At 60.2% G+C, this 26,342-nt stretch carries 23 protein-coding genes; 3 read left to right on the top strand and 20 right to left on the bottom strand.

The annotated features are described in order from the left end of the window. Nucleotides 1-45: 45 nt before the first annotated feature. From T18_RS13935 to T18_RS13885, 11 genes are all read right to left on the bottom strand, one after another. Nucleotides 46-1,173, bottom strand: coding sequence for a Gfo/Idh/MocA family protein (locus T18_RS13935; RefSeq protein ID WP_038495038.1), 1,128 nt, complete (start codon nt 1,171-1,173; stop codon nt 46-48). Between the two features lie 145 nt (nt 1,174-1,318). Further along, the gene (iolB, locus tag T18_RS13930; protein WP_038495041.1) at nt 1,319-2,131 is read right to left on the bottom strand and encodes a 5-deoxy-glucuronate isomerase; all 813 of its coding nucleotides are present in this window, start codon (nt 2,129-2,131) and stop codon (nt 1,319-1,321) included. A gap of 100 nt (nt 2,132-2,231) precedes the next feature. Beyond that, on the bottom strand, nt 2,232-3,140 hold the full coding sequence (gene iolE, locus T18_RS13925; RefSeq protein WP_038495044.1) for a myo-inosose-2 dehydratase: 909 nt from the start codon (nt 3,138-3,140) through the stop codon (nt 2,232-2,234). A 1-nt stretch (nt 3,141) separates the two neighbouring features. Beyond that, a complete protein-coding gene (gene iolD / locus T18_RS13920) occupies nt 3,142-4,968 on the bottom strand; it encodes a 3D-(3,5/4)-trihydroxycyclohexane-1,2-dione acylhydrolase (decyclizing) (RefSeq protein WP_038495047.1) in 1,827 nt (608 codons plus the stop codon). Next, the gene (locus tag T18_RS13915; protein ID WP_038495050.1) at nt 4,965-6,881 is read right to left on the bottom strand and encodes a bifunctional 5-dehydro-2-deoxygluconokinase/5-dehydro-2-deoxyphosphogluconate aldolase; all 1,917 of its coding nucleotides are present in this window, start codon (nt 6,879-6,881) and stop codon (nt 4,965-4,967) included. The genes iolD and T18_RS13915 overlap by 4 nt, the downstream gene beginning before the upstream one ends. 170 nt (nt 6,882-7,051) lie before the next feature. After that, nucleotides 7,052-7,867 (bottom strand): MurR/RpiR family transcriptional regulator, encoded by an 816-nt coding sequence (locus tag T18_RS13910; RefSeq protein ID WP_004430982.1) that lies wholly within the window; start codon nt 7,865-7,867, stop codon nt 7,052-7,054. A gap of 186 nt (nt 7,868-8,053) precedes the next feature. After that, nucleotides 8,054-8,770, bottom strand: a complete 717-nt coding sequence (locus tag T18_RS13905) for an ABC transporter ATP-binding protein (protein ID WP_038495053.1) — start codon at nt 8,768-8,770, stop codon at nt 8,054-8,056. After that, the gene (locus T18_RS13900) at nt 8,751-9,515 is read right to left on the bottom strand and encodes an ABC transporter ATP-binding protein (protein ID WP_038495056.1); all 765 of its coding nucleotides are present in this window, start codon (nt 9,513-9,515) and stop codon (nt 8,751-8,753) included. Before T18_RS13900 ends, T18_RS13905 begins: the two co-directional genes overlap by 20 nt. Beyond that, nucleotides 9,512-10,519 carry a branched-chain amino acid ABC transporter permease gene (locus T18_RS13895; protein ID WP_038495059.1) on the bottom strand — a complete coding sequence of 336 codons (1,008 nt, stop codon included), beginning with the start codon at nt 10,517-10,519 and terminating at the stop codon, nt 9,512-9,514. The genes T18_RS13900 and T18_RS13895 overlap by 4 nt, the downstream gene beginning before the upstream one ends. Before the next feature lies 1 nt (nt 10,520). Continuing rightward, the gene (locus T18_RS13890; RefSeq protein WP_004430992.1) at nt 10,521-11,384 is read right to left on the bottom strand and encodes a branched-chain amino acid ABC transporter permease; all 864 of its coding nucleotides are present in this window, start codon (nt 11,382-11,384) and stop codon (nt 10,521-10,523) included. 82 nt (nt 11,385-11,466) lie between these two features. Continuing rightward, nucleotides 11,467-12,639, bottom strand: a complete 1,173-nt coding sequence (locus tag T18_RS13885; RefSeq protein WP_038495062.1) for an ABC transporter substrate-binding protein — start codon at nt 12,637-12,639, stop codon at nt 11,467-11,469. 379 nt (nt 12,640-13,018) lie between these two features. Between T18_RS13885 and T18_RS27700 the strand changes: the two genes are divergently transcribed. Then, a complete protein-coding gene (locus T18_RS27700) occupies nt 13,019-13,390 on the top strand; it encodes a hypothetical protein (RefSeq protein WP_013762356.1) in 372 nt (123 codons plus the stop codon). 194 nt (nt 13,391-13,584) lie between these two features. Here the strand turns inward: T18_RS27700 and T18_RS13875 are convergent, their stop codons facing one another. The 5 genes from T18_RS13875 to T18_RS13855 all read right to left on the bottom strand — a co-directional run bounded on the left by T18_RS13875 (nt 13,585) and on the right by T18_RS13855 (nt 20,576). Continuing rightward, nucleotides 13,585-15,318, bottom strand: a complete 1,734-nt coding sequence (locus T18_RS13875; protein WP_038495894.1) for a M14 family metallopeptidase — start codon at nt 15,316-15,318, stop codon at nt 13,585-13,587. 5 nt (nt 15,319-15,323) lie between these two features. Further along, a complete protein-coding gene (locus T18_RS13870; protein WP_004430999.1) occupies nt 15,324-16,172 on the bottom strand; it encodes an ABC transporter permease in 849 nt (282 codons plus the stop codon). Between the two features lie 6 nt (nt 16,173-16,178). Further along, nucleotides 16,179-17,102 carry an ABC transporter permease gene (locus tag T18_RS13865; protein ID WP_003499197.1) on the bottom strand — a complete coding sequence of 308 codons (924 nt, stop codon included), beginning with the start codon at nt 17,100-17,102 and terminating at the stop codon, nt 16,179-16,181. Nucleotides 17,103-17,178: 76 nt separating this feature from the next. Beyond that, entirely contained in the window at nt 17,179-18,714 is a 1,536-nt protein-coding gene (locus T18_RS13860; RefSeq protein ID WP_038495069.1) for an ABC transporter substrate-binding protein, read from the bottom strand. Between the two features lie 41 nt (nt 18,715-18,755). Next, nucleotides 18,756-20,576, bottom strand: a complete 1,821-nt coding sequence (locus tag T18_RS13855; RefSeq protein WP_038495072.1) for an ABC transporter ATP-binding protein — start codon at nt 20,574-20,576, stop codon at nt 18,756-18,758. Nucleotides 20,577-21,098: 522 nt separating this feature from the next. On the opposite strand from T18_RS13855, the gene T18_RS13850 reads away from it, so the two are divergent. Then, complete coding sequence (locus tag T18_RS13850) at nt 21,099-21,392, top strand: putative quinol monooxygenase (protein WP_013762362.1); 294 nt, start codon at nt 21,099-21,101, stop codon at nt 21,390-21,392. 88 nt (nt 21,393-21,480) lie between these two features. Here the strand turns inward: T18_RS13850 and T18_RS13845 are convergent, their stop codons facing one another. After that, nucleotides 21,481-23,382 (bottom strand): bifunctional sugar phosphate isomerase/epimerase/4-hydroxyphenylpyruvate dioxygenase family protein, encoded by a 1,902-nt coding sequence (locus tag T18_RS13845; protein ID WP_026331045.1) that lies wholly within the window; start codon nt 23,380-23,382, stop codon nt 21,481-21,483. A 121-nt stretch (nt 23,383-23,503) separates the two neighbouring features. On the opposite strand from T18_RS13845, the gene T18_RS13840 reads away from it, so the two are divergent. Beyond that, complete coding sequence (locus tag T18_RS13840) at nt 23,504-24,199, top strand: TetR/AcrR family transcriptional regulator (protein WP_004431011.1); 696 nt, start codon at nt 23,504-23,506, stop codon at nt 24,197-24,199. Here the strand turns inward: T18_RS13840 and aroQ are convergent. From aroQ to T18_RS13825, 3 genes are read right to left on the bottom strand one after another with little or no spacing between them, the layout of a single operon-like run. Next, nucleotides 24,171-24,614 (bottom strand): type II 3-dehydroquinate dehydratase, encoded by a 444-nt coding sequence (aroQ, locus tag T18_RS13835; RefSeq protein ID WP_038495075.1) that lies wholly within the window; start codon nt 24,612-24,614, stop codon nt 24,171-24,173. The two genes, T18_RS13840 and aroQ, sit on opposite strands and share 29 nt — an antisense overlap. Further along, the gene (locus tag T18_RS13830) at nt 24,611-25,498 is read right to left on the bottom strand and encodes a shikimate dehydrogenase (protein ID WP_013762364.1); all 888 of its coding nucleotides are present in this window, start codon (nt 25,496-25,498) and stop codon (nt 24,611-24,613) included. Before T18_RS13830 ends, aroQ begins: the two co-directional genes overlap by 4 nt. A gap of 58 nt (nt 25,499-25,556) precedes the next feature. Beyond that, entirely contained in the window at nt 25,557-26,318 is a 762-nt protein-coding gene (locus tag T18_RS13825) for an amino acid ABC transporter ATP-binding protein (RefSeq protein WP_004431018.1), read from the bottom strand. Nucleotides 26,319-26,342 lie beyond the last annotated feature (24 nt).

Genomic DNA, 26,342 nt, shown 5'->3' with positions numbered 1-26,342 from the left:
GAGCATGACGAAAGAGGCAAAGTTCCGCGCTAACCCCGCCTCTGCCTATTCCGCAATCTCACTCGTCGCGACCCATCGTCCCTCGGCGAAGGACCGGGCCATGGCATGAATGCTGCGCTCGATCTTCAGGCCTTCCTCGAAGTCGATGATATGCGCCGTCTTGCCCTCGATGGCCGCGATCAGTTCCCGGCACTCGATCACCTTCAGATCGTTGAAGCCGAGCCCGTGGCCGGGTGCGGGGATGAAGCGGTCATACGGCTTGTGGTGAGGGGCGGCGAGAACGGTTCTGAAACCCTGCTCCTCCGGGCGCCCGTCCGTGGTGTAGAGCTGGAATTCGTTCATCCGCTCCTGGTCGAAAAGGATCGAGCCGGTGGAGCCGTAAATCTGGATGGCGATACGGCCCTTGCGACCCCAGGCCGAGCGGTTGGCGATCAGCACCGCCGAAATGCCGCCTTCGAGTTTCAGAAGCACGCTGGCAAGATCATGCGTTTCCACAGCGCGCTCGCCGCCGCCACTTAGCGGCCGCGTCTCGTAAGGCTTCACCATATCGGTGATCGCGCTTTCGGCATGGCCGAAAAGGGAAAACAGAAGTGACAGCGGATGAACAGCGAAATCATCCAGCGCGCCATAGCCGGAGGAGGCTTCGCTCTTCCAGTAGAAGGGCTGGGTGGCATCCGCCATGAAGTCCTCATCCATTTCCGCACGGACATGGTAGACATTGCCGATCGCGCCTTCATCGATAAGGCGGCGCATATGGCGGATGACAGGGTTCTGGATGTAGTTGTAGCCCATGGCCGCCGCCTTGCCCGAACGGCGGGCCGCATCGCGCATCTTCACGGCATCCGTGAAGGCAGGCGCCATCGGCTTTTCGCACCAGACGTGTTTGCCGGCATCAAGGGCGGCAATCGCCATTTCGGGGTGAAAGGCATTGGGTGTGGTGACCGAGATCACATCGATTTCAGGATCGGCAAGCAGATCGCGCCAGTCGCCGGTCGAGCGGGCGAAACCGAACTCGGCGGCTTTCTTCGCCGCAAGCTCGGGATTGACCTCTGCCAGTGTGACCAGTCGTGGACGCTCCACATCGCCGAAAACGCTGGTGACGTTGTTCCACGCCAAAGCGTGGCACTTGCCCATGTAACCCGTGCCAATAAGGCCAACGCCAAGAGCGGCCATGGTCTCTTCTCCCCTAAATCATTACGATGAAATCAATACGTTCGATTGCTTTTTTCTCTACGGCAATCGCGACGCGGACCTTCCTCGCTCCTCATTCCTGTGACAGGCACAGGGATGAGGAGGGTGCCGTGGACGCTGGCATGCCTCAGGGATTGTCGCGCTTGAAAATCCAGTCGTGATCGGGGTGGTTCTTGAAGCGCCATTTGCGCATCGGCCCGGCCATCACGTTCAGATAATACATTTCGTAGCCATAAGGCGCGCCGCAGGGGTGGTGTCCCTTGGGAACCAGCACGACATCGCCGTCCGCTACAGCCATGGTCTCGTCCAGCGACCCATCCTCGGTGAAAACGCGCTGGAAACCGAAACCCTGTGCCGGGTTGAGACGGTGATAATAGGTCTCTTCCAGATAGGTCATATCGGGGTAATTGTCTTCGTCATGCCGGTGCGGCGGATAGGACGACCAGTTGCCCGACGGGGTGAACACTTCCGTCACCAGGAGACTATCGGCGACATCGCGCTCTTCCATGGCGATGGGGAAAATGTAACGCGTATTGGCGCCTTTGCCGCGCTCGGTCAGTTGCACGCCATCGGGACCGATCTGTTGCGCTTCGCGGCCACCTTTTTCACCCGGTGCGGTGCAGACACCGACGGTGCAATCCGTCGTGGCCGTCAGCGACCATTCGGAGCCGGCGGGGACATAAACGCAGTGCGGCGGCTTCCGCTCGAACACGTTCATGCGGTCGCCGAGTTCACCGAACTCCTTGCCCCCGGCGGAAATCTTCGCCTTGCCTTCGACAAGCACCAGAATGACTTCCGTATCGCCAGTCTTCTCGGCTGCGGCTTCACCGGGCTTCAGACGATAAAGGCCGAAACCGACATAACCCCAATCCGCGCTTTGGGGCGTGATGTCGTGCACCTTGCCGCTTGTCGCGACCGGCTTGCGCAGAAGTGAGGTCATGGTGGTGTTCCTTTTTGGTCAGTCGTTCAATTTATCGGGCGGCTATTCCCGCGTTTCCCTCATCCCTGTGCTTGTCACAGGGATGAGGGGGTAAAGGGCCTCAAGCCGCCTGAGCCTTGTCCAGTCCGGCCTCACGGGCAAACGCCTTCAGCGATTTCAGGCCGAGGCTCTGATATTCGAAGGGGTTGCGCACATCCGGGTCCTGTTCGGCCTCGATGACCAGCCAGCCGCTGTAATTGTGCTCGGCGGCAATTTTCAGAACCGGCGGGAAGTTCACGCCGCCTTCGCTGTCACCCGGCACGGTGAACACACCGCGGCGAACGCCTTCGAGGAAGGAAAGCCGCTCGTTCCGAACCTGATCGGCAATCACCGGCCGCACGTTCTTGGCGTGGATATGGCCGACCCGGTGCATGTATTTCTGCGCGACGCGCACGGGATCTCCGCCGCCGAACAGGCAATGGCCGGTATCGAGCAGCAGATGGGTCTTCGGCCCGGTATGCTTCATCAGAAGGTCGATCTCGTCTTCGCTCTCGACCACGGTTCCCATGTGGTGATGGTAGACGAGGGTGATGCCCTGTTCGGCAGCATAGGCCGCCAGCGCCTCCACACCCGCGCCGAACTTCGCCCAGTCCTCGGCCGCAAGGCGCGGACGGTCGACCAGCGCCGTGTCGTCGGCACCGTGAATGGCGTTCGAGGTCTCGCAGACGATGATGACTTTCGAGCCCATGGCTTTCAGCAGATCGAGCGCCGGCTGCATGGCCTTCTTTTCGGATTCGATGCTGTCGGTCAGAAGGTTCAGCGAATGCCAGCCGGAGACGAAGGAGAGGCTACGCGGCGCAAGCACACCCTTCAGGCCTTCCGGGTCAGTCGGGAACTTGTGGCCCTTCTCGATGCCGTCGAAGCCGATCTTGGCGGTTTCATCGAGGCATTGTTCAAGGCTGATATGGGCGCCCAGCGTGCGGTCGTCGTCGTTGGACCAGGCAATCGGGTTGGTTCCGTAACGGATCATCTTACTGTCTTTCCTTGATATGGTTTTCGTAGCGCGCGCGCGCCGGTCCGATTTCGGCCCGGTCGGAAACTTCGGGTACCGCCACATCCCACCAGTGGCCACCGGCCTGCGGGGTCGGATAGGGGTCGGTATCGATGACGATGACAGTCGTGCGGCTGGATTCGCGAGCGGACGCAAGCGCCGCTTCCAGCTCGGCGATGGTGGAAACCTTGCGCGCATCCGCGCCCATAGAGCCGGCATGGGCGACGAAGTCGATGGCGATGGGGTTGACGTTGGTGTGGGCGTAGAGGTTGTTGAACTCCGCGCCGCCGGTTTCCATTTGCAGCCGGTTGATGCAGCCGTAACCCCTGTTATCGGTGATGACGAGCGTGATCTTGACGCCCATGGCAACCGATGTCGCAAGCTCGGAATTCATCATCATATAGGAGCCGTCGCCGACCATGACGATCACGTCCCGGTCCGGTTCCGCCATCTTGATGCCGAGGCCGCCGGCAACCTCATAGCCCATGCAGGAGAAGCCGTATTCCATGTGATAGGAAAGCGGCAGCTTGGATTTCCACAACTGATGCAGCTCACCCGGCATGGTGCCCGCTGCACACATGACGACGGTATTGTCGCGCGACTGGCGCTGCACGGCGCCGATCACCTGCATGTCGGTGGGCAGGCTGTTGGCGTTTTCCTCACCCGGTGCCGCCGTATCGGCATCGGCCTTCTCGAACCATGCCGCCTTGAGCTTGGCATCCGGTGCCGTGAAGCGGTGGCTGCCAAGCGCGGCCGACAGTTTTTCGAGACCGATCTTCGCATCCGCCGTCAGGCTGATCGCATCATGCTTGGCGCTGTCATAGGGCTGCACGTTGAGGGCGAGGATCTTGCGGTCCGGGTTCTTGAACAGCGCCCAGGAGCCGGTGGTAAAGTCCTGAAAGCGGGTGCCGACGCCGAACACCAGATCGGCTTTCTCGCTTATGATATTGGCGCTTTCGGCACCCGTGACGCCGACCGGGCCGAAATTGAGATCGTGATCCCACGCCAGTGCCGATTTGCCGGCCTGGGTTTCGACGACCGGGATGGAATGGGTTTCCGCAAAACGCTTCAGCGTTTCGGTGGCGCCGGAAAAATGCACACCGCCGCCGGCAACGATGACGGGGTTCTTCGCAGCCTTCAGCGCGGCGACGGCCTCTTCGAATTCCACCACATCCGGTTCCGGGCGGCGTTGACGCCAGACGCGCTTTTCAAAGAAGCTGACGGGATAATCATAAGCTTCCGCCTGCACGTCTTGGCAGAAGGCAAGCGTTACCGGGCCGCAATCGGCAGGGTCCGTCATGGTGCGCATGGCGCGGGGAAGAGCGGTCAGCAATTGTTCCGGGCGCATGATACGGTCGAAATAACGGCTAACCGGGCGGAAGCAGTCATTCACCGTCATCGTGCCGTCGCCGAAATCCTCCAGCTGCTGGAGCACGGGGTCGGGACCGCGATTGGCGAAGACATCGCCGGGGATGAGAAGAACCGGCAGGCGGTTGACATGGGCGAGCGCTGCCGCCGTTACCATGTTGGCAGCACCGGGGCCGATGGAGGAGGTGACCGCCATTGCCCGCCGGCGACGCAGCTGCTTGGAATAGGCAATCGCAGCATGCGCCATGGATTGCTCGTTCTGGCCGCGATAGGTCGGCAGTTCCTCGCGAATGCCATAAAGCGCCTCGCCGATGCCGGCGACATTGCCATGGCCGAAGATGGCCCAGACACCGGCAATATAGGTCTCGCCATGCTCATTCATCTGCGCGGCGAGGTAACGAACCATAGCCTGCGCAGCCGTCAATCTGATTGTCTTCACGCTGCCTCTCCCTTTTTGGCGCGCGCCTCATCCCATATGCGGCACAGGCTGGTATAGCGCTGCGCCATGTCCTTCACCGCTTCCTCATCGGTGATCTTGCCACCGAGCCAACCCCGCGCGGCGTCGGCGAAAATCGTGCGGCCAACCGCGAAACCTTTGACCAGATCGAAACCGGCGGCAAGGCGGAAGCTTTCCTCCAGCTCGCTTTGCGGTGCGTCGAGACCAAGAACGACGATGCCGCGCACGTAAGGATCGTTGCGATGCACGGCGTCGCAGGCATTTTTCCAGGCGGCTCTGGTTTTCATCGGCTCCAGTTTCCACCAGTCGGGGTAAACGCCGATCTCGTAGAAGCGTTCGATGATGCGCGCGGCGGTCAGATCGTCGGTCGGGCCGACCTTGGAGGGAATGACCTCGAGCAGCATTTCCAACCGGTTGCGGCGTGTCGCCTGGAACAGACGCATCACCGTCTCCTCCTGCGCGGCGCGCATTTCGTCGGTATCATCCGGGTGATAGAAGCACAGAACCTTGACGACATTTTCCAGCGGCCATTCGGAAAGCCCGCCGAAATCCTTGCCGAGTTCCGGTTCCAGCGTCAGCGGGCGCGAACCCGGCCATTCCACCGGCCTGCCGATCCACAGACCGGAGCCGCTGGCTGCAAAGAGTGCATCGCGTCCGAGGCGGCCATCGCAGAGAATGCCGTAACCCGCCTTGCCACCGGCGACCGTTTGCGCGGCCTCGAGGCAGAGCTTCTTGAAGGCGCCGATGCGCTCATGTTTAATGCCGAGTTCGTCGGCGATCGCTTCCAGTTGCATGCGATGGTCGAAGGCGAAGACGCGCATTGTGTCCCATTCGCCCTTGCGATTGGTTGACCAATGCACCTGTTCCAGAGCCTCGTCCTTGCGCAGCGCCTTGTTGCGGATGCCGGCCTTGAAGAAATATTGCAGCTCTTCCCAACTCGGATAGGCGGGCGTGCAGCCGTGGCGGGAAACGGCAAAGGCGCCACAGGCATTGGCGTATTTCAGCGTCGTCGGCCAGTCCTCGCCGCGCAGCCAGCCACGGAAAAGCCCGGCCATGAAACCATCGCCCGCGCCGAGAACATTGAAGACCTCGATCGGGAAACCTTCGCCCGTCTCGCCATCGTCCAGGCTTGCCGGAATTTCGCCGGCGAAAACCGAAGCACCCATCGGGCCACGCTTGCACACCAGCGTCGCGGTCGACACCTTGCGTACGGCGTTCAGCGCGGCCAGCGTATCGGTCGAGCCGCCGGCAATGTGGAATTCTTCTTCCGTGCCTACAATCAGATCGAAGAGATGCAGGGTGGATTGCAGCTTGGCGGTGACCTTCTGCGATTCCACGAAGCGGCTTTCGCCATCGCCATGGCCGGCAACACCCCAGAGATTGGGTCGATAGTCGATGTCGAGCGCTGTTTTCGCACCGTTTTCGCGGGCAAGTTTCAGCGCCTTCAGCACGGCCGCTTCCGTCTTCGGATGCGACAGATGCGTGCCGGTGGCGCAGACACAGCCTGCTTCGGCAATAAAGGCGGGATCGATGTCGTCTTCGCTGAGCGCCATGTCGGCACAGTTCTCGCGATAGAAAATCAGCGGAAACTGGTTCTGGTCGCGAATTCCGAGAAGCACCAGCGCCGTCAACCGTTCCGGGTCGGTTTTCACGCCGCGTACGTCCACGCCTTCGCGCACCAGCTGTTCACGGATGAAGCGGCCCATATGCTCGTCACCAACGCGCGTGATGACGGCACTGGCAAGGCCGAGCCGCGCAGCGCCGGCCGCAATATTGGTGGGAGAGCCGCCAATATATTTGGCAAAGGAGGCCATGTCCTCCAGCCGGCCGCCGACCTGCGAACCATAAAGGTCGACCGACGAGCGCCCGATCGTGATAAGGTCAAGTTTTTTCAAAAGCTTCCTCCTTCGGACCCCGCATTGAGGGAGCCTGATGCCAGTGGGCCTCCTCCGCCCACTTTCTGTCTCACCACCTTCGGGTGCATTCACGAGACGGACAATTATGGAATGCCCGTTTCATGAATTTGGATCATAAATTCTATTTTTTATGTTTTCAATAAAAATATTCAGGCTGTTTTGCGTGTTCCCACAGCGACAGCGAGTGTGATGGCGAGACAGAGCGTGGCGGAAAGCGAGCGAAATGCACCAAAATCGATTTCCGTCACCGTGAGCAGCGTCGCGCCGGACTTGCGCAGCGGATTGACGGCCGAATCGGACATGGCGACAACGGGAATGCCGTTGGCGCGGGCCATCTCGGCCAATTCCAGCGTTTCCGCCGAATAGGGGGAGAAGGTGATCGCAATCAGCGCATCGTCGCGGGAGATGGCGCTCAGATTGCCAAGGCCACCGACGGCGCTGTGCAAAACCGCAGGTACCTTCATTTTCTCGAAGGCGTAAGCGAGGTAACTGGCAATGGGGAAGGAGCGCCGCAAACCGATGATATGCACGGTGCGCGCCTGTGCCAGCGCCGAGACCGCCTCGTCAAGCTGCCGTGTATCGACCGATTTCAGCAGCATTTCCAATGAAGAACGGCCAGCCTCCACGAACTCCGCCAACAGGCCCGACGCGCTCTCGTCGCCCTTTTCGCGCAGGTGGTCCAGCCGGGTCGCATAATCCGGCCAGCCGCCGACATAGGAATCGCGAAACAGGCGCTGCATCTCCGAAAAGCCGGAAAAACCCATGATCTGGCAAAAGCGCATGAATGCAGACGGCTGCACGCCGGCACCTTCTGCCATTTCGGCGACGGTGGAAACGGCAATGCGATCCTGATTGGACGCGACATAATCTGCACATTGACGTAACCGTTTCGGCAGGCCTTCCGCGACCTGAAGCAACCGCTCCTCAAAAGCCTTCACGGAGTCTGGCGCATCGATTGCCGTCATTGTCGTTCCTTTGTGCAGATTGAAATCGTGTGCACTTTAACTGCAATGGAATTTTTATTCCATTGTGTTTTTTACGAACGGATCATGAAGCGGGATCGGGGTTTGTTGCGGTGTGTGATCGGGTTAACTTTCATCATTCCGGCTCGAGGCCGGAACGACGAAGAGGGGGTGATTGACGCTTTTGGGTCAGTGCAATCCACCCACGCCAAGATGCGTATCAATAATATCCGGGTTCGCCGCAAGATCGTCGGACGGTCCTGACCAGACGATGCGGCCGCGTTCCATGATGATGGCGTGGTCGGCGAAGTCGATGGCCATCTGGATGCGCTGTTCGATGAGAAGAATGGTCATTTCGCCCGATTGCGCGAGTTTCGAGAAGGCCGCCATCAGTTCCTCGCAGATAACAGGGGCGAGACCTTCGAGGGGTTCATCGAGAAGCAGCACCTGCGGCTGGCCGAGGATGGTGCGGGCGGTGGAAAGCATCTGCTGCTCGCCACCGGACAGTTGTGAGCCGAGATTGCGGCGTCTTTCCTTCAGGCGCGGAAACAGCGTGTAGGCTTCCTCGATGGCCGATTTCGGCCGGCCCTTGAGGCCGACGAAGAGGTTTTCTTCGACTGTGAGTGTCGGAAAGACATCGCGGGTCTGCGGCACGTAACCGAGACCGGCGAGGGCGCGGGCAGCACTCGGCAGGGCGGTGATGTCCTGCCCGCCGAGATGGATATCACCGGCAAATCGTTTCGTCTGCCCGGCAAGCGTGGCAAACAGGCTTGTCTTGCCAACGCCGTTACGTCCGAGTACCGCGAAACGCGAACCGGCGGGAACGGAGAGCGACAGACCCTCGATGACACGGGTGGGGCCGTAACCGGCGGTCAGGTTGGCGATTTCAAGCGGCGCTGCGGGCATTGGCGTAACTTCCGAGATAGGCTTGGCGGACTTCTGCGTTGCTGGTGACTTCGCCAGGCGAACCATCGAATATGACGGCGCCTGCGGCGAGCACGACCACACGTCTGGCGAAACGGAAGACCAGATCCATGTCGTGTTCGATCATCAATATGGCGAGGTCGGCGGGCAGGCGATCGAGCGCCTGTTCGATACGCGCCGTCTCCGTCGAGGGAACGCCGGCGGCAGGTTCATCAAGCAGCAGGATTTTGGGCCTGAGCGCCATGGCAAGCGCGATCTCGATCAGCCGCTGCTGGCCATAGGCGATTTCACGAACGCGGGTTTCGGCGATGGCAAGCAGGCCAAGCGTTCCGAGAATGTCTCGCGCCTCGCTCATCACCGTTGGCTTGGCGCGGTAACGGCCGAAAATCCGGCCCGTCCTGCCTTCCCGTTGCAGAATGGCGAGTGCGACATGTTCCTCCGGCGTCATGTCCTGGAACAGCCGCGTCACCTGAAACGAGCGGACAAGTCCGCGCTTCACGCGCTGACTGGCGCTGAGCCCCGTCACGTCTTCTCCGGCAATCCGCACGGTTCCGGCGGATGGCTTGATGTTTCCGGTAACGAGGTTGACGAATGTGGTCTTGCCGGCGCCGTTGGGGCCGATCAGCACGGTGCGATCGCCGCGCGAAAGCGACAGCGAGACATTGTTGGTAACGACGAGACCGCCGAAATTTTTCTGCAGGCCGGAAACTTCGAAAATGGCGCTCATTTGCGATCTCCCCACAGGCGCGCGATGATCTGTTCGCCCGCGCCATAAAGGCCGCGCGGCGCAAACAGCACGACGGCGATCAGAAGCAGGCCGACGATTGTGAGCCAGTGGAACGGGTTGGCGGCGGAAACGACGTCCTCGAACCACATGAAGGTGACGGTGCCGATCAGCGCGCCATAAAGCGAGCCCGCGCCACCGAGAACCAGCATGACCAGCGCTTCGGCAGACAGCGTGAAGCTGAGGCTGTCGAGGCCGACCACCTGCGTGGATATGGCGTTCAGCGCGCCGCCGATTCCGGCGACGATGCCTGATATCACGAACATCTTCAAAATCGTGCCATTGACCGAACCGCCCATGGCCTGAATGCGGATGCTGTCCTGCTTGACGCCGCGACACAGCATGCCGAAGGGCGAATTGACGACGACGCGAAGTGCCAGAAAAACCAGAAGCAGCAGGCAGACGCCGTAGATATAGGCGGTGCGGCCGTAAAGATCGAATTCGAAGGTGCCGAACAGCGCATCGGGCGAGACGCCGGCAAGCCCGTCGCTGCCGCCCGTCCAGTCCGACGCCTTGTTGGCCGCCTCATGGAAAAGATGGACGACGGCGATGGACAGCACCAGTTGCGGCAGGCCGTGCGCGCGCAACAGAATGGTGCCGGACAGCAATCCCGCGATGCCGCCCACTGCTGCGCCGATGAGGGTCATGAGAAGCGGGTCCGTGATACCGTAGTGGGCAGCGGCTATGCCGGCGGCATAGGCGCCGGCACCGAACAGGGCCGCATGGCCAAGTGTCGCCACGCCGCAATAGCCGGTAACGAGATCGATGGAGAGCACGAGAAGCGCTATCGCGATGATGCGCGTCAACAGCGCCAGATTATCCGGAAACAGGAAGTAACCGGCGATGGCGGCGATGATGATGAGCAGCGGACCGCCAATCGCGCGCAGGGGCGAGCGGGCCTTCGGCGGTTTTGCTGTTTCAGTGAGGTCGTTCATGAGCACCGCCATCTCATTTCGCCCTTCCAAGAAGGCCGCGCGGAAACAGCGTGATGATCACGATGACCGCCAGATAGAAGAAGAATTCGCCATATTCGGGGGCAAGATACCGCCCGGTCGTATCGATGGCGCCAAGCAGCAGACAGGCGATCAGCGCGCCGGGGATCGAGCCTGCGCCGCCGACGGATACGACCACCAGGAATGTGACCATGTAGCGCAGCGCATAATAGGGTTCGACCGGCAGCAATTCTGCGCCGATGACGCCGCCCATGGCCGCAAGGCCGACGGCGATGGCGAAGCTTACGGCATAGATGATTTCGGTGCGCACGCCGAGGGCTGCTGCCATGGCCGCATTGTCCACCGCTGCCCGCAGCTTGATGCCGAAGGCGGTCTTTTCGAACGTGAACCAAAGTGCCGCCGCCACCACGAGGCCAGCGACGATGGCGAAGATGCGGTGGGTGGCGATGGTGCGAAAACCGAGATCGGTGGGACCGGCCAGTTCCTGCGGCAGCGGAATGGTTTTGAGCGTTGGCCCGAACACGAAATTGGCGATGCCGATGATGCAGAAGGTGATGCCGATGGTCATCAGCACCTGCGTCAGTTCGGGCGCGCCGTAGATGCGCCGGTAGAGAAACCGTTCAAGCGGTATGGCGATCACGATGGTGCCGATAATCGCAACGAGGATTGCCGCCGCGTAACCAAGGCCGAGGCCATGGGCGGCATAGGAGGCGAGATACCCGCCGATCATGGCGAAGGCGCCGTGGGCGAGATTGACCACACGCATCAGCCCCATTGTCACGGATAGGCCGATGGAGATGATGAAAAGCACCATGCCATAGGCAAGCGCATCGACAAGGATGCTGAAGACCGTCTGCATGTTCGAAAGCTCCTCCCGATGCGATTGCACCCGTGCCGGAGCCGCCCGCAAAAGGCGGCGCCGGTCATTTCCGTCTCAATGCTTACTTGGCGGCGGCAAGGCCCGGATCGCCCTGTTTTTCGAAAGTCTGGACTTCCTTGTTGTAATAATTGCCGTCATCGCCCTTGGAGACTTCGCGCAGATAGATGTTCTGCGTGATGTGGCGGCTCTGCGGATCGATGCTGACAGGGCCGCGCGGGCTTGTCCAGGAAAGACCCTTCACCGCCTCGACAGCCTTTTCCGCATCCTGTTTGCCGCCGGTCGCCTCGATCATCTTGGTGATGACATACATGCCGTCAAACGCGCCGACTGCGGGGAAGGACAGTTCCTTGGGATTGCCAATGGCCTTGGTTGCGGCCTCCACGAAGGTCTTGTTTTCGGGTGAATCGTGGGAGATGGCATAGTGGAAGGTAGTCTGCATGCCGAGTGCTGCTTCGCCAAGGGCCGGCAGATCCGATTCCTGTGTAAGATCGCCCGGCGCGAAAAGCTTGATGCCTGATGATTTCAGGCCGTTGTCGTTGAAGGCCTTCACGAAGCCGAGCGTCGTCGGGCCGGAGGGCAGGAAGGCGAAGACGCCTTGTGCGCCGGAATCCTTCACGCGCTGCATGATGGGGCTGAAATCATTGGTGGAAAGCGGCATGCGAATGCTTTCCACAACTTCGCCGCCAGCGGCGGTGAAGGCTGCCTTGAAGGCGTTCTCCGCGTCAACGCCCGGGCCGTAATCGCTGACCAGCGAAATGACCTTCTTGACGCCGCCATCGAAAGCCACCTTGGCGATGGGCGTGGATGTCTGCCATGTCGTGAACGAGGTGCGCACCACATAGGGGCTTTTGGTAACGATGGCCGATGTGGCCGCATTCATGATGACCATGGGCACATTGCCCTGTTTCAGAAGCGGCGTAACCGCCATGGCGTCGGGCGTAAAATAGAAGCCCGCGAGATATTGCACGCCTTCCTTTACAACCAGCTCCTGCGCCAGCGCCTTGGATTGCGCCGGATCGGCCTGCGGCACATCGCGGTAGACGACTTCGACAGTGTCATTGCCCACCTTGTTGCCGTGAAGCGAAAACCAGGCGTCTATGCCGGCCTTGAAGTTCTTGCCCTGCAGCGCGAAGGGGCCGGAGAACGGGCCGACCACGCCGACCTTGATCGTCTCGGCATAGGCAACGGAACTGAAGCAGATGGCCGCGATTGCGGCGGTGATCCGTAATTTCATGATTTCCTCCCAATTGATCCGTGGCTCCCTCCACCGATCCAGCCAGTCAAACTGGTAAGTGCGATGGCCAAAGTAAAATGAAAAAAAGGGGGCAATAAATAACCTGATGGTTATGGATCGCCGCCTTATCCGGTTCTGCCCGATATTGGATCATACAATAGGGATAGTCTGGCGATTCTCAATTGCCGCAGCCGCTGCAGCCATCACGAGTGGTCCCGTTTCAGCATGCTGCTTCCAAATGCCGCCGTTATGAAAAATGCCCTGCTCCACGCGGCCGGAAAATGACGATAATATGCACGTAATCCCGGTGCCTTAACCAGTTCTAAGGGGATTGTCCGTAGTCTCCCGAAGCATATTTTGAATTTCATTTGGTGTCTTGATGGGCGAATATCAGAATAAAGCCGTTGATCTTATGCGGAATCGCGTTGGCGACAGTATACTCAACAACAAGATCGAGCGCCGCGAAGCTTTTCTCCGCAAGGCGCTGGCGCTGTATCACGTCATGGGCGGCGCGGCGGATGGCATGCGCGCCGCGGTGGAAGATGTTGTGCACCTGCCGAAGCCGAGCGTCGATGTCGCTGTTGGCGACGTGATGCATGAACTGGCAGCGATCGGTCACGTCGCCGATCTCGATATTATCCAGGCCGGATATAACAAACTCGATGCCGCCAATCTGCATATTTTGAGCAAGGGCAAGCGGCTTTTGCAGAAGCAGCAGGAAAAGAAGCTTGCCGCCACGGCTGAGAAGTAAGCCGGACAAAGGCAACTGAGGGTGATGACAAAGCTCCCCCACACCCGGCGTCATCCCTGGGATTGTCCAAAGGATCCAATCACGTCCAACTAGACCAAGACGTTGCAGCTGCTCCGGACAAGTCCAAGCATGACGGACGAGGGCTTCGGGACTTCGCCATCATTCTGAGGCCCCCAATCGGGGGCGCTTCGAAATCAGGCAACGTCCGCGACGAAAATATCCTGCCAGGCGTCGTAAGCGGAAAGAACCGTTTCCATCTGCGCCGTGTGACCGGTGATGAAGTCATCGCCGTAGATCGTCTCATCAGGATATTCGGTAATCAGCGTCATCGGCACTGTGTGGCGGTCGTCGATGGACGACAGGCACGGGAAACCGTTGATGATGCGGAAACCGGTTTCACCGGCGTGAATCTCGTAAAGCGCGATCTGGCGGTTGTTGTAATCCAGCAGGCCCGGAATGGCGCCGAGATGGCGGGTAACCCGGTCGAGCAGGGCTTCCGCCTGCTTTTCCCAATCCGCATGGTGGCGGATGATGAGGAAGAAACCCTTCGGCAGCGTCCACATGGCGAAATTGCGCGGCACATAACCGGAAAGCGGACGGGTCCATTCGTGCGAGGGATAACCGTGCAGGTTTACATGCAGGCTCGCGCCGCTCATCTCCTGCGCGCTGAAACGGATTGCCCTCTCGTTGAGATGGACGCCCGAATTTTCCCGCGTGCGATATTCGAGATCGTCGCCGAGCGCCGTGTACCGCGCCGCATGGTGCATATGGCGTGGATTGTCGGCGCGCAGCCGCTGGTGCAGGGCATAACCATCGGGGTTTTCCAGCGGCGAAATGGTGAAATGCGCGCCCTGTCTTTCCGCAAGTTTGCGGGCGGCGCGGACGGCGCCAACGATGCCGGTGGTTTCATTGGGATGCTGGCCGCCGCTGATCATCACGGCAGCATCGCTGCCCGCGACATAACGGGCGGCAAGAACGCGGCCCGACCGCGAGCGGGCCTCGAACGCCTCGCCGCCGATCTCGGCAAGCATCCGCGCGATCTGACCCGCCGCCACCGGTTCGCGGGCCTCGTCGATCCGCTGTTCGCCGCCATCCAGGAAAGTGGTGGTGAGTGCACGGGTCTCGATACGGACCGAAACGTCGCCGTTGCTTTTGACGACTTCCGGAACGATCTGGCCGGGTTTCAGGCCCCGGTCGCCCAGCGGCCGGCCGGACTTCTTCTGGAAGAATTCCAGGAGGGAGAAATAGAAATCCTCGTGCAGCGCTTCACGCAGGCTGATCACCTCGTCCCCGACCGGCAGCGCCATGTCTTCGGACGGGTGCGTGACGCGGATGTTCAATTCCTCGAAATAGGGTTCCTCACCGCCCCAGCCGTGGTTGGCAACGGCATTGATTGCCGCTTCGAAAAGCTGCTCGTAATCCGTCTCCAGCCGCTCGCCCGTAGCGTCACCGGCCGGACGAAACCAGCCGGTTGGCGAGACATTGGTTTCGCCGACGATATCGGTATGAACCCGGTTGGGAGCGAGAATCTTCAGGGTTTCCTTCTTGCCGTTGCGGCTCAGCGTAACGTCATAATGAAGGGCGTCGTCGTCGCGGGCGATAAAATCGATCTTCGCGTCGCCGGCTAGTGCCGCCAGCGGATAGGCCTCCAGCCGGAAACGATTGGCGGGTGCATTGGCGTGCACCGGGTAATGCACCTCGATGGCATCGACGCCAACAAGATTGACCTCTTCCAGAAAGGTGAAGAGAAGCGGCTTGTAGGCGCTGCGGATGCGGGCACTGACGCCTTTTTTCTTCAGCCTTTCTTCGGCTTCGCGGCGGCTTTTGGCGTCATCGAACGTCCATGCCTCGAAGGACTGGCCGGGCGCGGCATTGGCGAGAAGCACATCCAGAGTACGCTTGAAGGTCTGGTCGAAAATCTGGCTCATCACGATCACCTTGAGGTTCTGCCGGTGGGGTCGAGGCTGTCGCGCAGCCAGTCACCGAGAAGGTTGAGGCCAAGCACGGTCAGAAGGATGGCAAGACCGGGGAAGACGCTGACCCACCATGCCGTTTGCAGATAGGTGCGGCCATCCGCCAGCATGCCGCCCCAGCTCGGAATGGTCGGATCGACACCGAGGCCGAGGAAGGTGAGGCTGCTTTCCAGCAGGATGTTGTTGGCGACGTTGAGCGTCATCAGCACGATGACCGGGCCGATCAGGTTCGGCAGAAGGTGCTGGAGGATGATGCGCCAGTCCTTCACGCCAATGGCGCGGGCGGACAGGATGAATTCCCGTTCGCGCAGCGTCAGCACCGAGCCGCGCACCAGGCGGGCATATTGTACCCATTGCGAGACGATCAGGAGGATGATGGTGTTGGTGAGGCTGCCGCCAACAATTGCGATGAAGGTGATCGCCAAGAGAATGAAGGGCATGGCGAGCTGTATATCGGCAAAGCGCATGACCAGCATGTCCCAGAAGCCGCGATAATAACCGGCGACCAGGCCGACGATCACGCCGAAGACCACGGCACCGATGACCGAGGTGAAACCGACGAGCAGCGAAATCTTGCCACCGGCCACGACACGGGCCAGTACGTCACGGCCGAGCGGATCGGTGCCGAGCGGATGGGCGGCGCTAGTGAAGGGCTTGGCAAGGCGCGCCATCAGGTCGATCTTTTCGGCACCGCCCGGAAACAGCACGTCGGAAAGAAGAACGGCAAGGCAGATGACGACGGTAAGCAGGGCGCCGAGGATGAATTCGAGATTGTTGAAGCGCGACAGGCGCGAGGTTTTGGCAGCCATCGTCAATTACTCCGTGCGGATGCGCGGATCGACCAGCCCGTAGGCGATATCGACCAGAAGGTTGATGCCGACGATCATCAGCGACAGCACGGTGATGACGGCCTGAAGCACGGGATAGTCGCGCGCGCCCACCGCATCGAAGGCGAGCGTGCCGAGACCCGGCCAGTTGAAGACGCGCTCGATGACGACGATGCCGCCGAGAAGTCCGCCGAATTGCAGGCCGAAATAGGTAATCAGCGGAATGGCGCAGTTACGCAGCGCATGCTTGTAAAGCACCTTGTTTTCGCTGAGGCCCTTGGCGCGCGCCACCATGACATATTGCGAGCGCAGCGTATCGAGCATCGCCGTGCGCACCAGACGCACATTGGTAGCCGTCAGGATAACGCCCATGGTGACCGATGGCATGATGTAGCTTGCAAAGCCGCCCATGCCGCTTGGCGGCAGCCAGCCGAGCGTGATGGAGAAAAGCAGCACCAGCATGGTGGCCAGCCAGAAATTGGGGAAGGACAGGCCGACGAGCGAGAAGATACGGATCACCTGATCGGCCGTCTTGCCGCGCGAGGTCGCGGCCTTGATGCCGAGCGGAATGGAAAGCGCAATCGACACCGCCATGGAGATGAAGGCGAGAAGCAGCGTGGCGGGCAGGGCATCGGCGATGAGCCGTGATACCGGCGTGCTGCCGGTGAAGCTGCGGCCGAAATCGAGCGTAACCAGACCTTTCAGGAAGCTGAAATATTGCACGAAGAACGGCCGGTCGGTTCCAAGCGCCGCACGAATGCGCGCCAGATCGTCTTCCGTCATGCTGCCGCCGCCCTGGAACATGGTGACAGCCGGATCGCCCGTCAGGCGGATGGCGAAGGAAACGAGAAGGGTGATGGCGATGACGACGAAAATCGCCTGCAGCAATCGCTTGATGAGGAAACCGGCCACGTTTTTTACCTTGAAGAGAGACCCGACCTTGCCCGCGGGATGGCGGGCAAGGCGCTTTTAGGGAGGATAAGCCTGATTATTCGACGGTGACGTCTGTCAGCTTCAGGCGGTTATCCGGCGGTGCCACGAAACCCTTGACCCGCTTGTTGATGCCGTAAATGGCATTGGTGTTGTAAAGCGGAATTTCCAGCGCGCGCTCGGCGGCATAGGCGCCGACTTGCTTGAGGATCTTTTCGCGCTCGGCTCGGTCAGTCAGTGGGCGCTGCGATTCCAGCAGCTTGTCCAGCTTCTCGTCCTTGTCGTAAGGATTCCACTTTTCACCCGAGTGGTACATGGAATAGGCCGTGTTGTCGTAATCGAAGGTCCAGCCGCCCCACTTCTGCTGGAACATCGCGCCGGTCTTGCCCTGCGGGATGATGTCGTTCAGGAGCACGTTGGTCTCATAGGGCTTGATGGTGGCGGTGATGCCGACCATGGACAGATAGCTGGAGATGACCTGCGCGACTTCGTTCATCGTCGCATCGTTGCCTCTGATATCGATCTGCAGCGCCGCACCCGGCTTGACGCCGGCTTCCGCGAGCAGCTTCTTTGCGCCTTCCAGATCATAAGGCAGCGGCTTCAGATCGGCGTCGTAACCGAAGGACAGCGCGCTCTGGAAGCTGGCGATTTCCGAGGCCTGACCGGCAAGGATCGACTTGACGATCGTGCCGCGATCAACGGCCATGATGATGGCCTTGCGCACCTTGGGATCAGCGGTGATGCCGTCACGAGTGTTGAAACGCAGCGCATCCACCGTCGGGCCTGGAACGCTGACGATCTCCAGCTTGGAATCGCCTTCGATGACCGGGATCATGCCGATCGGGATGGTGGGCGGAATGACGAGATCGACGCGGCCGGCCTGCAATTCGGCAACTGCGGTCGCCGGCTCGGCGATGAAGCGGAATTCCAGTTCGGAGAGCTTCGGTGCGCCGCCCCAGTAATCCGGGTTGGCTTCCAGCTTGATGTTGGTCTTCGGCGCATAGGAGACGAATTTGAACGCGCCGGTGCCGACCGGGTTGAGGTTAAAGTTGTCCTCACCCTTTTCCTGAATGTATTTCGGCGGAACGATCATGCCGCCATAACCGGCAAGCTTGGTCAGAAGCACCGGATCGGGCGCCTTGAGCTTCATGTCGACGGTGTAGTCGTCGATGACGTCGACGCTTTCGATGGCGACATAGTTGGAGCGCTGCGGGCCCTTGGCACCCTGTTCGCCGAGAAGGCGCTCGAAGGTGAACTTGACGGCGGCGGCGTTGAAGGGCTCGCCATTATGGAACTTGACGTTCTGGCGCAGCTTGAAGCGGATGCGCTTGCCTTCATCAAGCTCTTCCCAGGATTCGGCAAGGCCGGGCACGAGTTTCAGGTCCGGACCGCGATAGGTCAGGCCATCGAAGATGTTGGTGGCGACAGCTGCCCATTGCACCAGGAAGGTGTCGATCGGATCCCAGCTGCCGGGGTCCTGCGGGCTGGAAATGGTCATCTTGCCAGCGGCGAAAGCCGGCGCTGCGGTGAAGGCCGTGCCGGCCAGCGCAAGCGCGACGAACGTTGCCGTCATCCCCTTTTTGATTTTTGTCATCTACCTGTTCCTCTTCAGATGGTTACGGTTTTGGTTATTGTTCAGGCACTCTTCGCGATGAAGTGGCCTGGATTGATTTCCTCATGGGCGAGAATGGCGGGCTCATCGCCGACGCGGCGCACGGGATTGGGAATTTCGCCCTCGATCATGGCGATGCGGCGCTCGATCAGGGGATCGGCAACCGGCACTGCGGAAAGCAGCCGGCGCGTATAATCATGCGTGGGCGTTTCGAAGACCTGCTGGCGGCTGCCCATTTCCATGATCTGGCCGAGATAAAGCACCGCGACGCGGTGGCTCATCTTTTCCACCACCGCCATGTCATGGCTGATGAACAGGTAAGCAAGACCACGTTCCGCCTGCAAATCCATGAACAGATTGATGATCTGCGCCTGGATGGAGACATCGAGCGCCGACAGCGCTTCGTCGGCGATGATGAGTTTGGGATCGGAGGCGAGCGCGCGGGCAATGCAGACACGCTGCCGCTGGCCGCCCGAAAACTCGTGCGGATACCGCGATGCATGTTCCGAACTCAGACCCACCCGTTCCAGCAGTTCATCCACCCGGCGGCGCACCGCCTTGGCATCGTTGATCAGGCCGTGGGTGTTGATCGGTTCGGCGATCGAGAAGCCTACCGTCTTGCGCGGATCGAGCGAGGCGAAGGGGTCCTGGAAGATATATTGCACTTCCTGCCGCATGCGGAAACGTTCCGCTGCCGACATCTCAGAATAGCTGCGGCCGTTGAAGGATATTTCGCCTGATACCGCCGATTGCAGCTGCTGGATTGTGCGGCCGATGGTGGATTTGCCCGAACCGGATTCACCGACCAGCGCCAGCGTCTCTCCGGCGTGGATGTCGAAGCTGACCTTCTGCACGGCGCTGCAACGGTGCGTCGCCTTGCCGAACAGGTTCTTGCGAATATCGAAGCGAACGAACAGGTCGCGAACCGAAAGCAGCGGCTTCTCGTCGTATTTTGCGGTGTTCTGCACCCGTTCCTCGCCCACCACGACCGGCTGGCCATCCTGCAGGACGGTGAGCGGAAGGCGCTTGGGAAACTCTTCGCCGGTCATGCTGCCGAGGCGCGGAACGGCGGAAAGCAGCGCCCGCGTATAGGGATGCTGCGGATTGGCGAAGATGTCCTTGACCGGGCCTTCCTCAACCTTCCTGCCCTTCCACATGACGACGACGTCATCGGCCATTTCCGCCACCACGCCCATGTCATGGGTGATGAAGACCATGCCCATGCCGAGCTTCTTTTGCAGGTCGCGCATGATGTTGAGGATCTGCGCCTGAATCGTGACATCAAGTGCCGTCGTCGGTTCGTCGGCGATCAGCAGCTTCGGCCGACAGGCAAGCGCCATGGCAATCATCACGCGCTGGCGCATGCCGCCGGAAAGCTGATGCGGATAACGGTGCAGAAGCTCAGCCGCATCCGGCAACCGCACCATGTCGAGCAACTTTTTTGCCTCGGCCATGGCCGCCGCCTTGCCCATTTTCTCGTGCAGGACAAGCACTTCGCAGATCTGGTCACCGATGGTGAAGACCGGGTTCAGCGACGTCATCGGCTCCTGGAAGATCATGGCGATCTCCTTGCCGCGGATCGACCGCATTTCCTTCTGCGATGCCTTCAGCAGATCCTTGCCTTCGAACATGATGCGACCGGCGGGGTAAGTCGCGCCCATTATATCCGCAAGACGCATGGTCGAGAGCGACGTGACCGATTTGCCCGATCCGGATTCTCCGACGATCGCCACTGTCCTGCCGGCTTCCACGGCAAAGGAAATATCGTCCACGACGCGGCTGTCGCCGAACTCAACGCTCAGGTTTTCAACCGAGAGGAGGGCGTTGCGGTTTGCGGCAGTCATATCAGCGTCTCCGGCTTGGCATGCGCGGCAATGCCGGCGCGGCCATCTGAAATAGTGAGGGGGCAAGGGCGTGGGGCAGGCGCGCGGGATGAAACGCTGTGCCGGAGGATGGGAGTGTCAAAAGAAAGCGCATGGCGTTTCAGGCGCGATGTAGATTGGCTGCTGCCGGTCGATACGGAAATTGCGACCTGGTCGAAGCGCTACGGGCGACCTCACCGGTGCCGGTAAAATGCCTGATGCCAGTCTCAGAATCGATGATGCGCATGAACTTGTATTCCCCACCCCTTGTTTTACAAAAAAGCTAACAAAACAGGACAATCATGTCCAGAGTGTTGAACAATTTTTGTATACTGCTCTACAAATACGCAAGTGCATTTATTTTGGGCGCGGGTGTGCCGAAGGGCCGGACCCCGATTAAGGGATGTTTTTAGTCTGTATTGAGGATGTATCGATTTCAGTGGTTGCGGGTGCCGCTGCCCGTGATACAGGCCGGACGAAGACCATTGAAAAAGGATACCGGGTATGACGAATAGAACGGGTGCGGTCAGGCTATCCGGCTTCCTGCGTTGCGCATCGGTGCAGGATGTCCAACTTGTAGAAAGCCATCTCCCCGATCACATTCGCCTGACCAGAGCGGAGCCGGGCTGTATTTCCTTTGAGGTATCGCAGACCGAAGACCCCCTGATCTGGAGGGTGGAAGAGCTTTTTGTGGACCGCGCTGCTTTCGATTTTCATCAGCAGCGCACGCGCGCATCTAAGTGGTTTGTTGCCACCTCCGCCATTCCACGGGACTATGAGATAGTGACGCTGGCGTAAATAAAGACAGGCCGCAGCGGCATTCCTGCCGGCTGCGGCCTGTTTGGATTTTTGGAGCACCAGTGGACTGGTGGACTGGTGTCTGCGCCTATTCCTTCGGCATGCCGATCGGTGGCGCAAGACGCCGCTGCGCAGCGATGCGGAAGGGGGCGTTCATCGCGCCATATCCGCCGTAGGCACCGCGCCTTTCGACGATTTCGAAGAAGAACCCTTCGCCGAAGGTGCGGCTGTAGATCTGGAAATATTCGCCGTTGTCGTCCCGGTCGTAGAGGATGCTTGCTTCCCGGAGTGCGTCGGAGAATTCCGGTTCCAGCCCGAAGCGGGCCTCCAGATCGTCATAATAATTGCGCGAGATCGGCAGGGCGTGAAAGCCGCGCGCATGCAGAGCCTTGGCGGTGGCGAAGATATCGTCCGTGGCGAACGCGATGTGCTGGATGCTGGTGCCGAAACCTTCCGCCAGAAATTTGCCGGCGAAGGTCTTTCGGTTGTCGGCGCCGTTCATGGTCAGGCGGAAACGCGGGGAGGGCACGCTTTCTATGGCCTGGCTGCGCACCAGACCGCCGGGATCGACCACATCCACCATCGGCGTGCGGCGCGTTGAAAACAGCGATGTGTAAAACAGAAGCCAGGTCAGCATTTCATCGTAATGCGTTGTTTGCGCAAGATGGTCGATGCGGGTCAGTCCGGTATTGCCTGCCGGTGCCGTCGCATCTACCGGTGCGAATTCATTGTCCCAGATGGAGGCGAGCGCCGTGGACCCGTCGAGGAAATAGATGACGCCATTGCCCACGCCCTGAATGGCTGGAACCGCGACTTCGCCGGATTTGCGCGGTTCGGCGAATGTCGGCGCGCCCAGCGCTGCCGCACGCGCAAGCGCTGCCTGCGCATCATCGACCTTCAGGCCGAACGCATAGGCATTGGTGCCGTGGATGGAGTAGGATGCACCGGCGAAACTCTCACCGGTACCGCCGGTATTGATGACGATGCGAATGTCGCCCTGCGTATAGAGGTCGACATCGCGATTGCGGTGCCTCGCGGTTTTATCAAAACCGAGTGTGGCGAGCAGCGCTTCCAGATTGGCCTTTTCCTCCGGTGCCGTTGTGAACTCGACAAACTCCACGCCTTCCGTCTGCACCCGCTCAGGCATGGCGGGCGCCTCGATGCGGATGTCGGGCTCCAGACGGCGCACCTGATCCATGAGGTTGATGAGCGAACGATGGCCGTCCTCAGCCAAAAGGCGCGCCGAGCCACCGCGGAACTGGTCGTTGAAGATTTCGAGCGACAGCGGGCCGCTATAACCGGTTGCCGCGACAGCGCGCATGAAATCCACCACCGGCAGATCGCCTTCGCCGGGCATGTTGCGGAAATGGCGGCTCCAGTACAACAGGTCCATGTCGATCAGCGGTGCGTCGGCCAATTGCACGATGAAGATCTTGTCGCCGGGAATGGAGCGGATGGAGTTGGGATCGATCTTGCGCGACAGCGTGTGGAAGCTGTCGAGGATGATACCGACATTGGGGTGATCGGCGCGGCGCACCACTTCCCACGCATCGCGATGATCGCTGATGTGCCGGCCCCAGGCCAGCGCCTCGTAACCCACGCGAACACCATGCCTGGCCGCAAGTTCGCCAAGCTCATGGAAATCGGCGGCGGCGCGGTCTATGCCACCCAGCGACACCGGCGAGACATTCGAGCAGATCAGCATCAGATCGGTCCCGAGTTCGCCCATGATGTCGAATTTACGCCCTGCGCGCTCGAAGGCGCGGGCGCGGTGCGGTTCCGGCATGCCTTCGAAATCGCGGAACGGCTGGAAAAGCGTGATATCCAGCCCATGATCTGCCGCAAGGGCCTTCACCTCGCGCGGCGAGGCGTCGTAGGTCAGGAAATCGTTCTCGAAAATCTCCACGCCGGTGAAGCCGGCCTTGGCAATGGCCGCCAGTTTCTCCGGGAATTCGCCGCTGATGGAGACGGTGGCGATGGAAGTACGCATTGGCACACCCTGTTTGCCTGTGTCATAGCTCGCCATATTGCGTTCCTTTTCAGCGTTATGTACTAATTGGTTAATAATAGGGGTGCGGCGGCAAGCCGTATACCCTGCTGATGGATGGATCATGACAAAAAGCGCAACTTCGAACGGCACCAGCGAAACCCGGCAGGCGAAGCGCGATCCGGAAGGCGTGCGCCGAGACATTCTTTCCGTTGCGATGGAGGAGTTTTCGCAAAACGGCCTGTCGGGAGCGCGCATCGACGAGATCGCCGCCCGCACGCGTACGTCCAAGCGGATGATCTATTATTATTTTACCGACAAGGAAGGGCTTTACCAGCGCGTTCTTGAAGAAGCCTATGCCAAGGTGCGTGGCGGCGAGAGCGATCTGGAGCTGGACGGTCTGGAGCCGGTTGCGGCGCTCGAAAAGCTCTGTCGGTTCACCTTCGATCACCATCGCCGCAACCCGGCTTTCATCCGCATGGTGATGATCGAGAACATTCATCACGGCCGGCACATGCAATCGTCCGGAACGATCCGCCAGCTCAACCGGCCGGCCATCGATGCCCTGGAAAGCGTGCTGCTGCGCGGCCAGAAGAGCGGCATTTTCCGCAACGGCATCAATGCGCTGGAACTGCACTGGCAGATCAGCGCGCTGTCCTTTTTCAACGTCTCGAACGTCGCAACCTTCTCTTTCATCTTCGGCGACGGGCTGTTTACCGAGAAGGGTCAGCAAACATTGTCGCATCACGTCAGCGACATGGTGTTGCGATATGTGCTGAGCCCTGACCATATCACGAAGATCGGGAAAGACGGCCGATGAGGTGGCTGAGCGCCACCCCGTAACCTTCGATGCCGAGACCGGCGATCACGCCTTCGGCGCGCGTCGAGATATAGGAATGGTGGCGGAAGATCTCCCGTTTGTGGATGTTGGAAATGTGAACCTCGATCACCGGTGCCTCGAAGGTATTGAGTGCATCGAGGATCGCCACCGAGGTATGGGTAAAGGCACCGGGATTGATGACGATCCCTGCCGATGTGCCGCGCGCCGCATGGATCCAGTCTATCAACTCGTATTCCCGGTTACTCTGGGCAAAGAATACCTCGTGGCCCGCCGCCTCGGCAATCGCGCGGCAATTGGCCTCCACATCGGCCATCGTCTCGTAGCCGTAGATTTCCGGCTGGCGTTGGCCGAGCAGGTTGAGGTTCGGTCCGTTAAGTATGGTGAAAAGGCTCACGCCACACCCTCTTTCGTGCAAATTTCGGTAAAATGTGCCGTCATGCGCTCGGCATCAGGTTCACGGCCGCAGAACAGCCGAAACGCGCCAACAGCCTGAAACACCGTCATGCCGCCGCCGGGCAGGGTGCGACAGCCTTTTTGGGCCGCCGTCGCAAGAAGCTCGGTCACCAGCGGCATATAAACGATATCGGCCACCCAGTGCCGTTGTTCAAGGAGGTCGGCCTTGACCGGCATGCCGGGATGGGCGGGCATGCCCATCGGTGTGGCGTGGATCAACCCATCCGCGAAGGGCAGGGAATCTGCCGGGTCTTTCACGGCAAAGGCGTGGCCTTCGCCAAAACGGGCGTTGAGCTCGGCAGCCAGATGCTCGGCGCGGCTGAAATCGCGGTCGCAGATATCGAGGTGGGTAATGCCGAGTTTCAGCGCCGCATGGGCCACCGCAACGCCTGCACCACCAGCACCGACCAGCAGCGCCCGGTCGCGTTTCGCATCCGGCAGGCCGCGCATGAAGCTTTCGTAAAATCCGTACCAGTCTGTATTGTGCCCAATGCGACGTCCGTCCTTGAAGACGACGGTGTTGACCGCGCCGAGCATGCGGGCATCATCAGACAATTCATGCAGGTGCGGAAGGACCGCCTGCTTGAAGGGATGGGTAATGTTGGTGCCGGCAAAGCCGCGCGATTCCAGCTCATTGAGCAGATCGGGAAGCGCGCTTTCCGGCAGCTTGCGCGCCACGACATCGACAAGCTCATAGGAATAATCGAGGCCGTGGGCAGCCCCTTCGCGCATGTGCAGCGCGGGAGATTTGGAAAGCTGGATGTCGGCGCCAATCAGGCCGACCTTGAAGGATTTGGTGTCTGTCATGATCAGGTCATCGCTCATCGAACGTGGTGGGAGAGGCGGGGGTCATCCCCGCCTGCCTGTCGGCTCCGGGTGAGCCTTAGTGATGGGCGAGAATTTCGCCGAGGAATGTGCGGGTACGCTGGTGCTTGGGATCGCGGAAGAACTCGTCCGGCGGGCCTTCCTCGATGATTTCGCCTTCCGACATGAAGACCACACGGTCGGCAACCTGCCGGGCAAAGCCCATTTCATGGGTCACGCAGATCATCGTCATGCCGTCGCGGGCAAGACCGATCATTGTGTCGAGCACTTCCTTGACCATTTCGGGATCAAGCGCCGAAGTCGGCTCATCGAACAGCATGGCTTTCGGCTCCATGCAGAGCGCACGGGCAATAGCTGCGCGTTGCTGCTGGCCGCCGGAAAGCTGCGCCGGATATTTGTCGGCCTGATTGAGAATGCGCACGCGCTCCAGATATTTGCGCGCGGTCGCTTCCGCATCGGCTTTCGACAGGCCCTTCACCCGCATGGGCGCCAGGGTGCAGTTTTCCATGATGGTCTTGTGCGGGAAGAGATTGAAGCTCTGGAACACCATGCCCACTTCACGGCGAACCGCATCGATGGCGCGGGTCGAATCCGAAAGCGTGGTTCCCTCGACCGTGATCTTGCCCTCCTGGATTTCTTCCAGATGGTTGATGCAGCGGATAAGGGTGGATTTTCCTGAACCGGACGGGCCGCAAAGAACGATTTTTTCGCCTTTGCGAACCGTCATGTTGACGCCTTTCAGCGCATGGAAGGCTCCATACCACTTTCCAACCCCTTCAAGGGCGATCAGCGGAGCCTGTGCGGCGGAGGATTGCGACATGGAACTTTCCTTCATGCTGCGAAG

It is taken from the genome of Rhizobium sp. TBD182 (assembly GCF_001950375.1).
Lineage (GTDB): Bacteria > Pseudomonadota > Alphaproteobacteria > Rhizobiales > Rhizobiaceae > Agrobacterium > Agrobacterium tumefaciens.
Note: the sequence above shows the minus strand (reverse complement) of the source record. Positions and strands in the feature narration are given on the sequence as shown.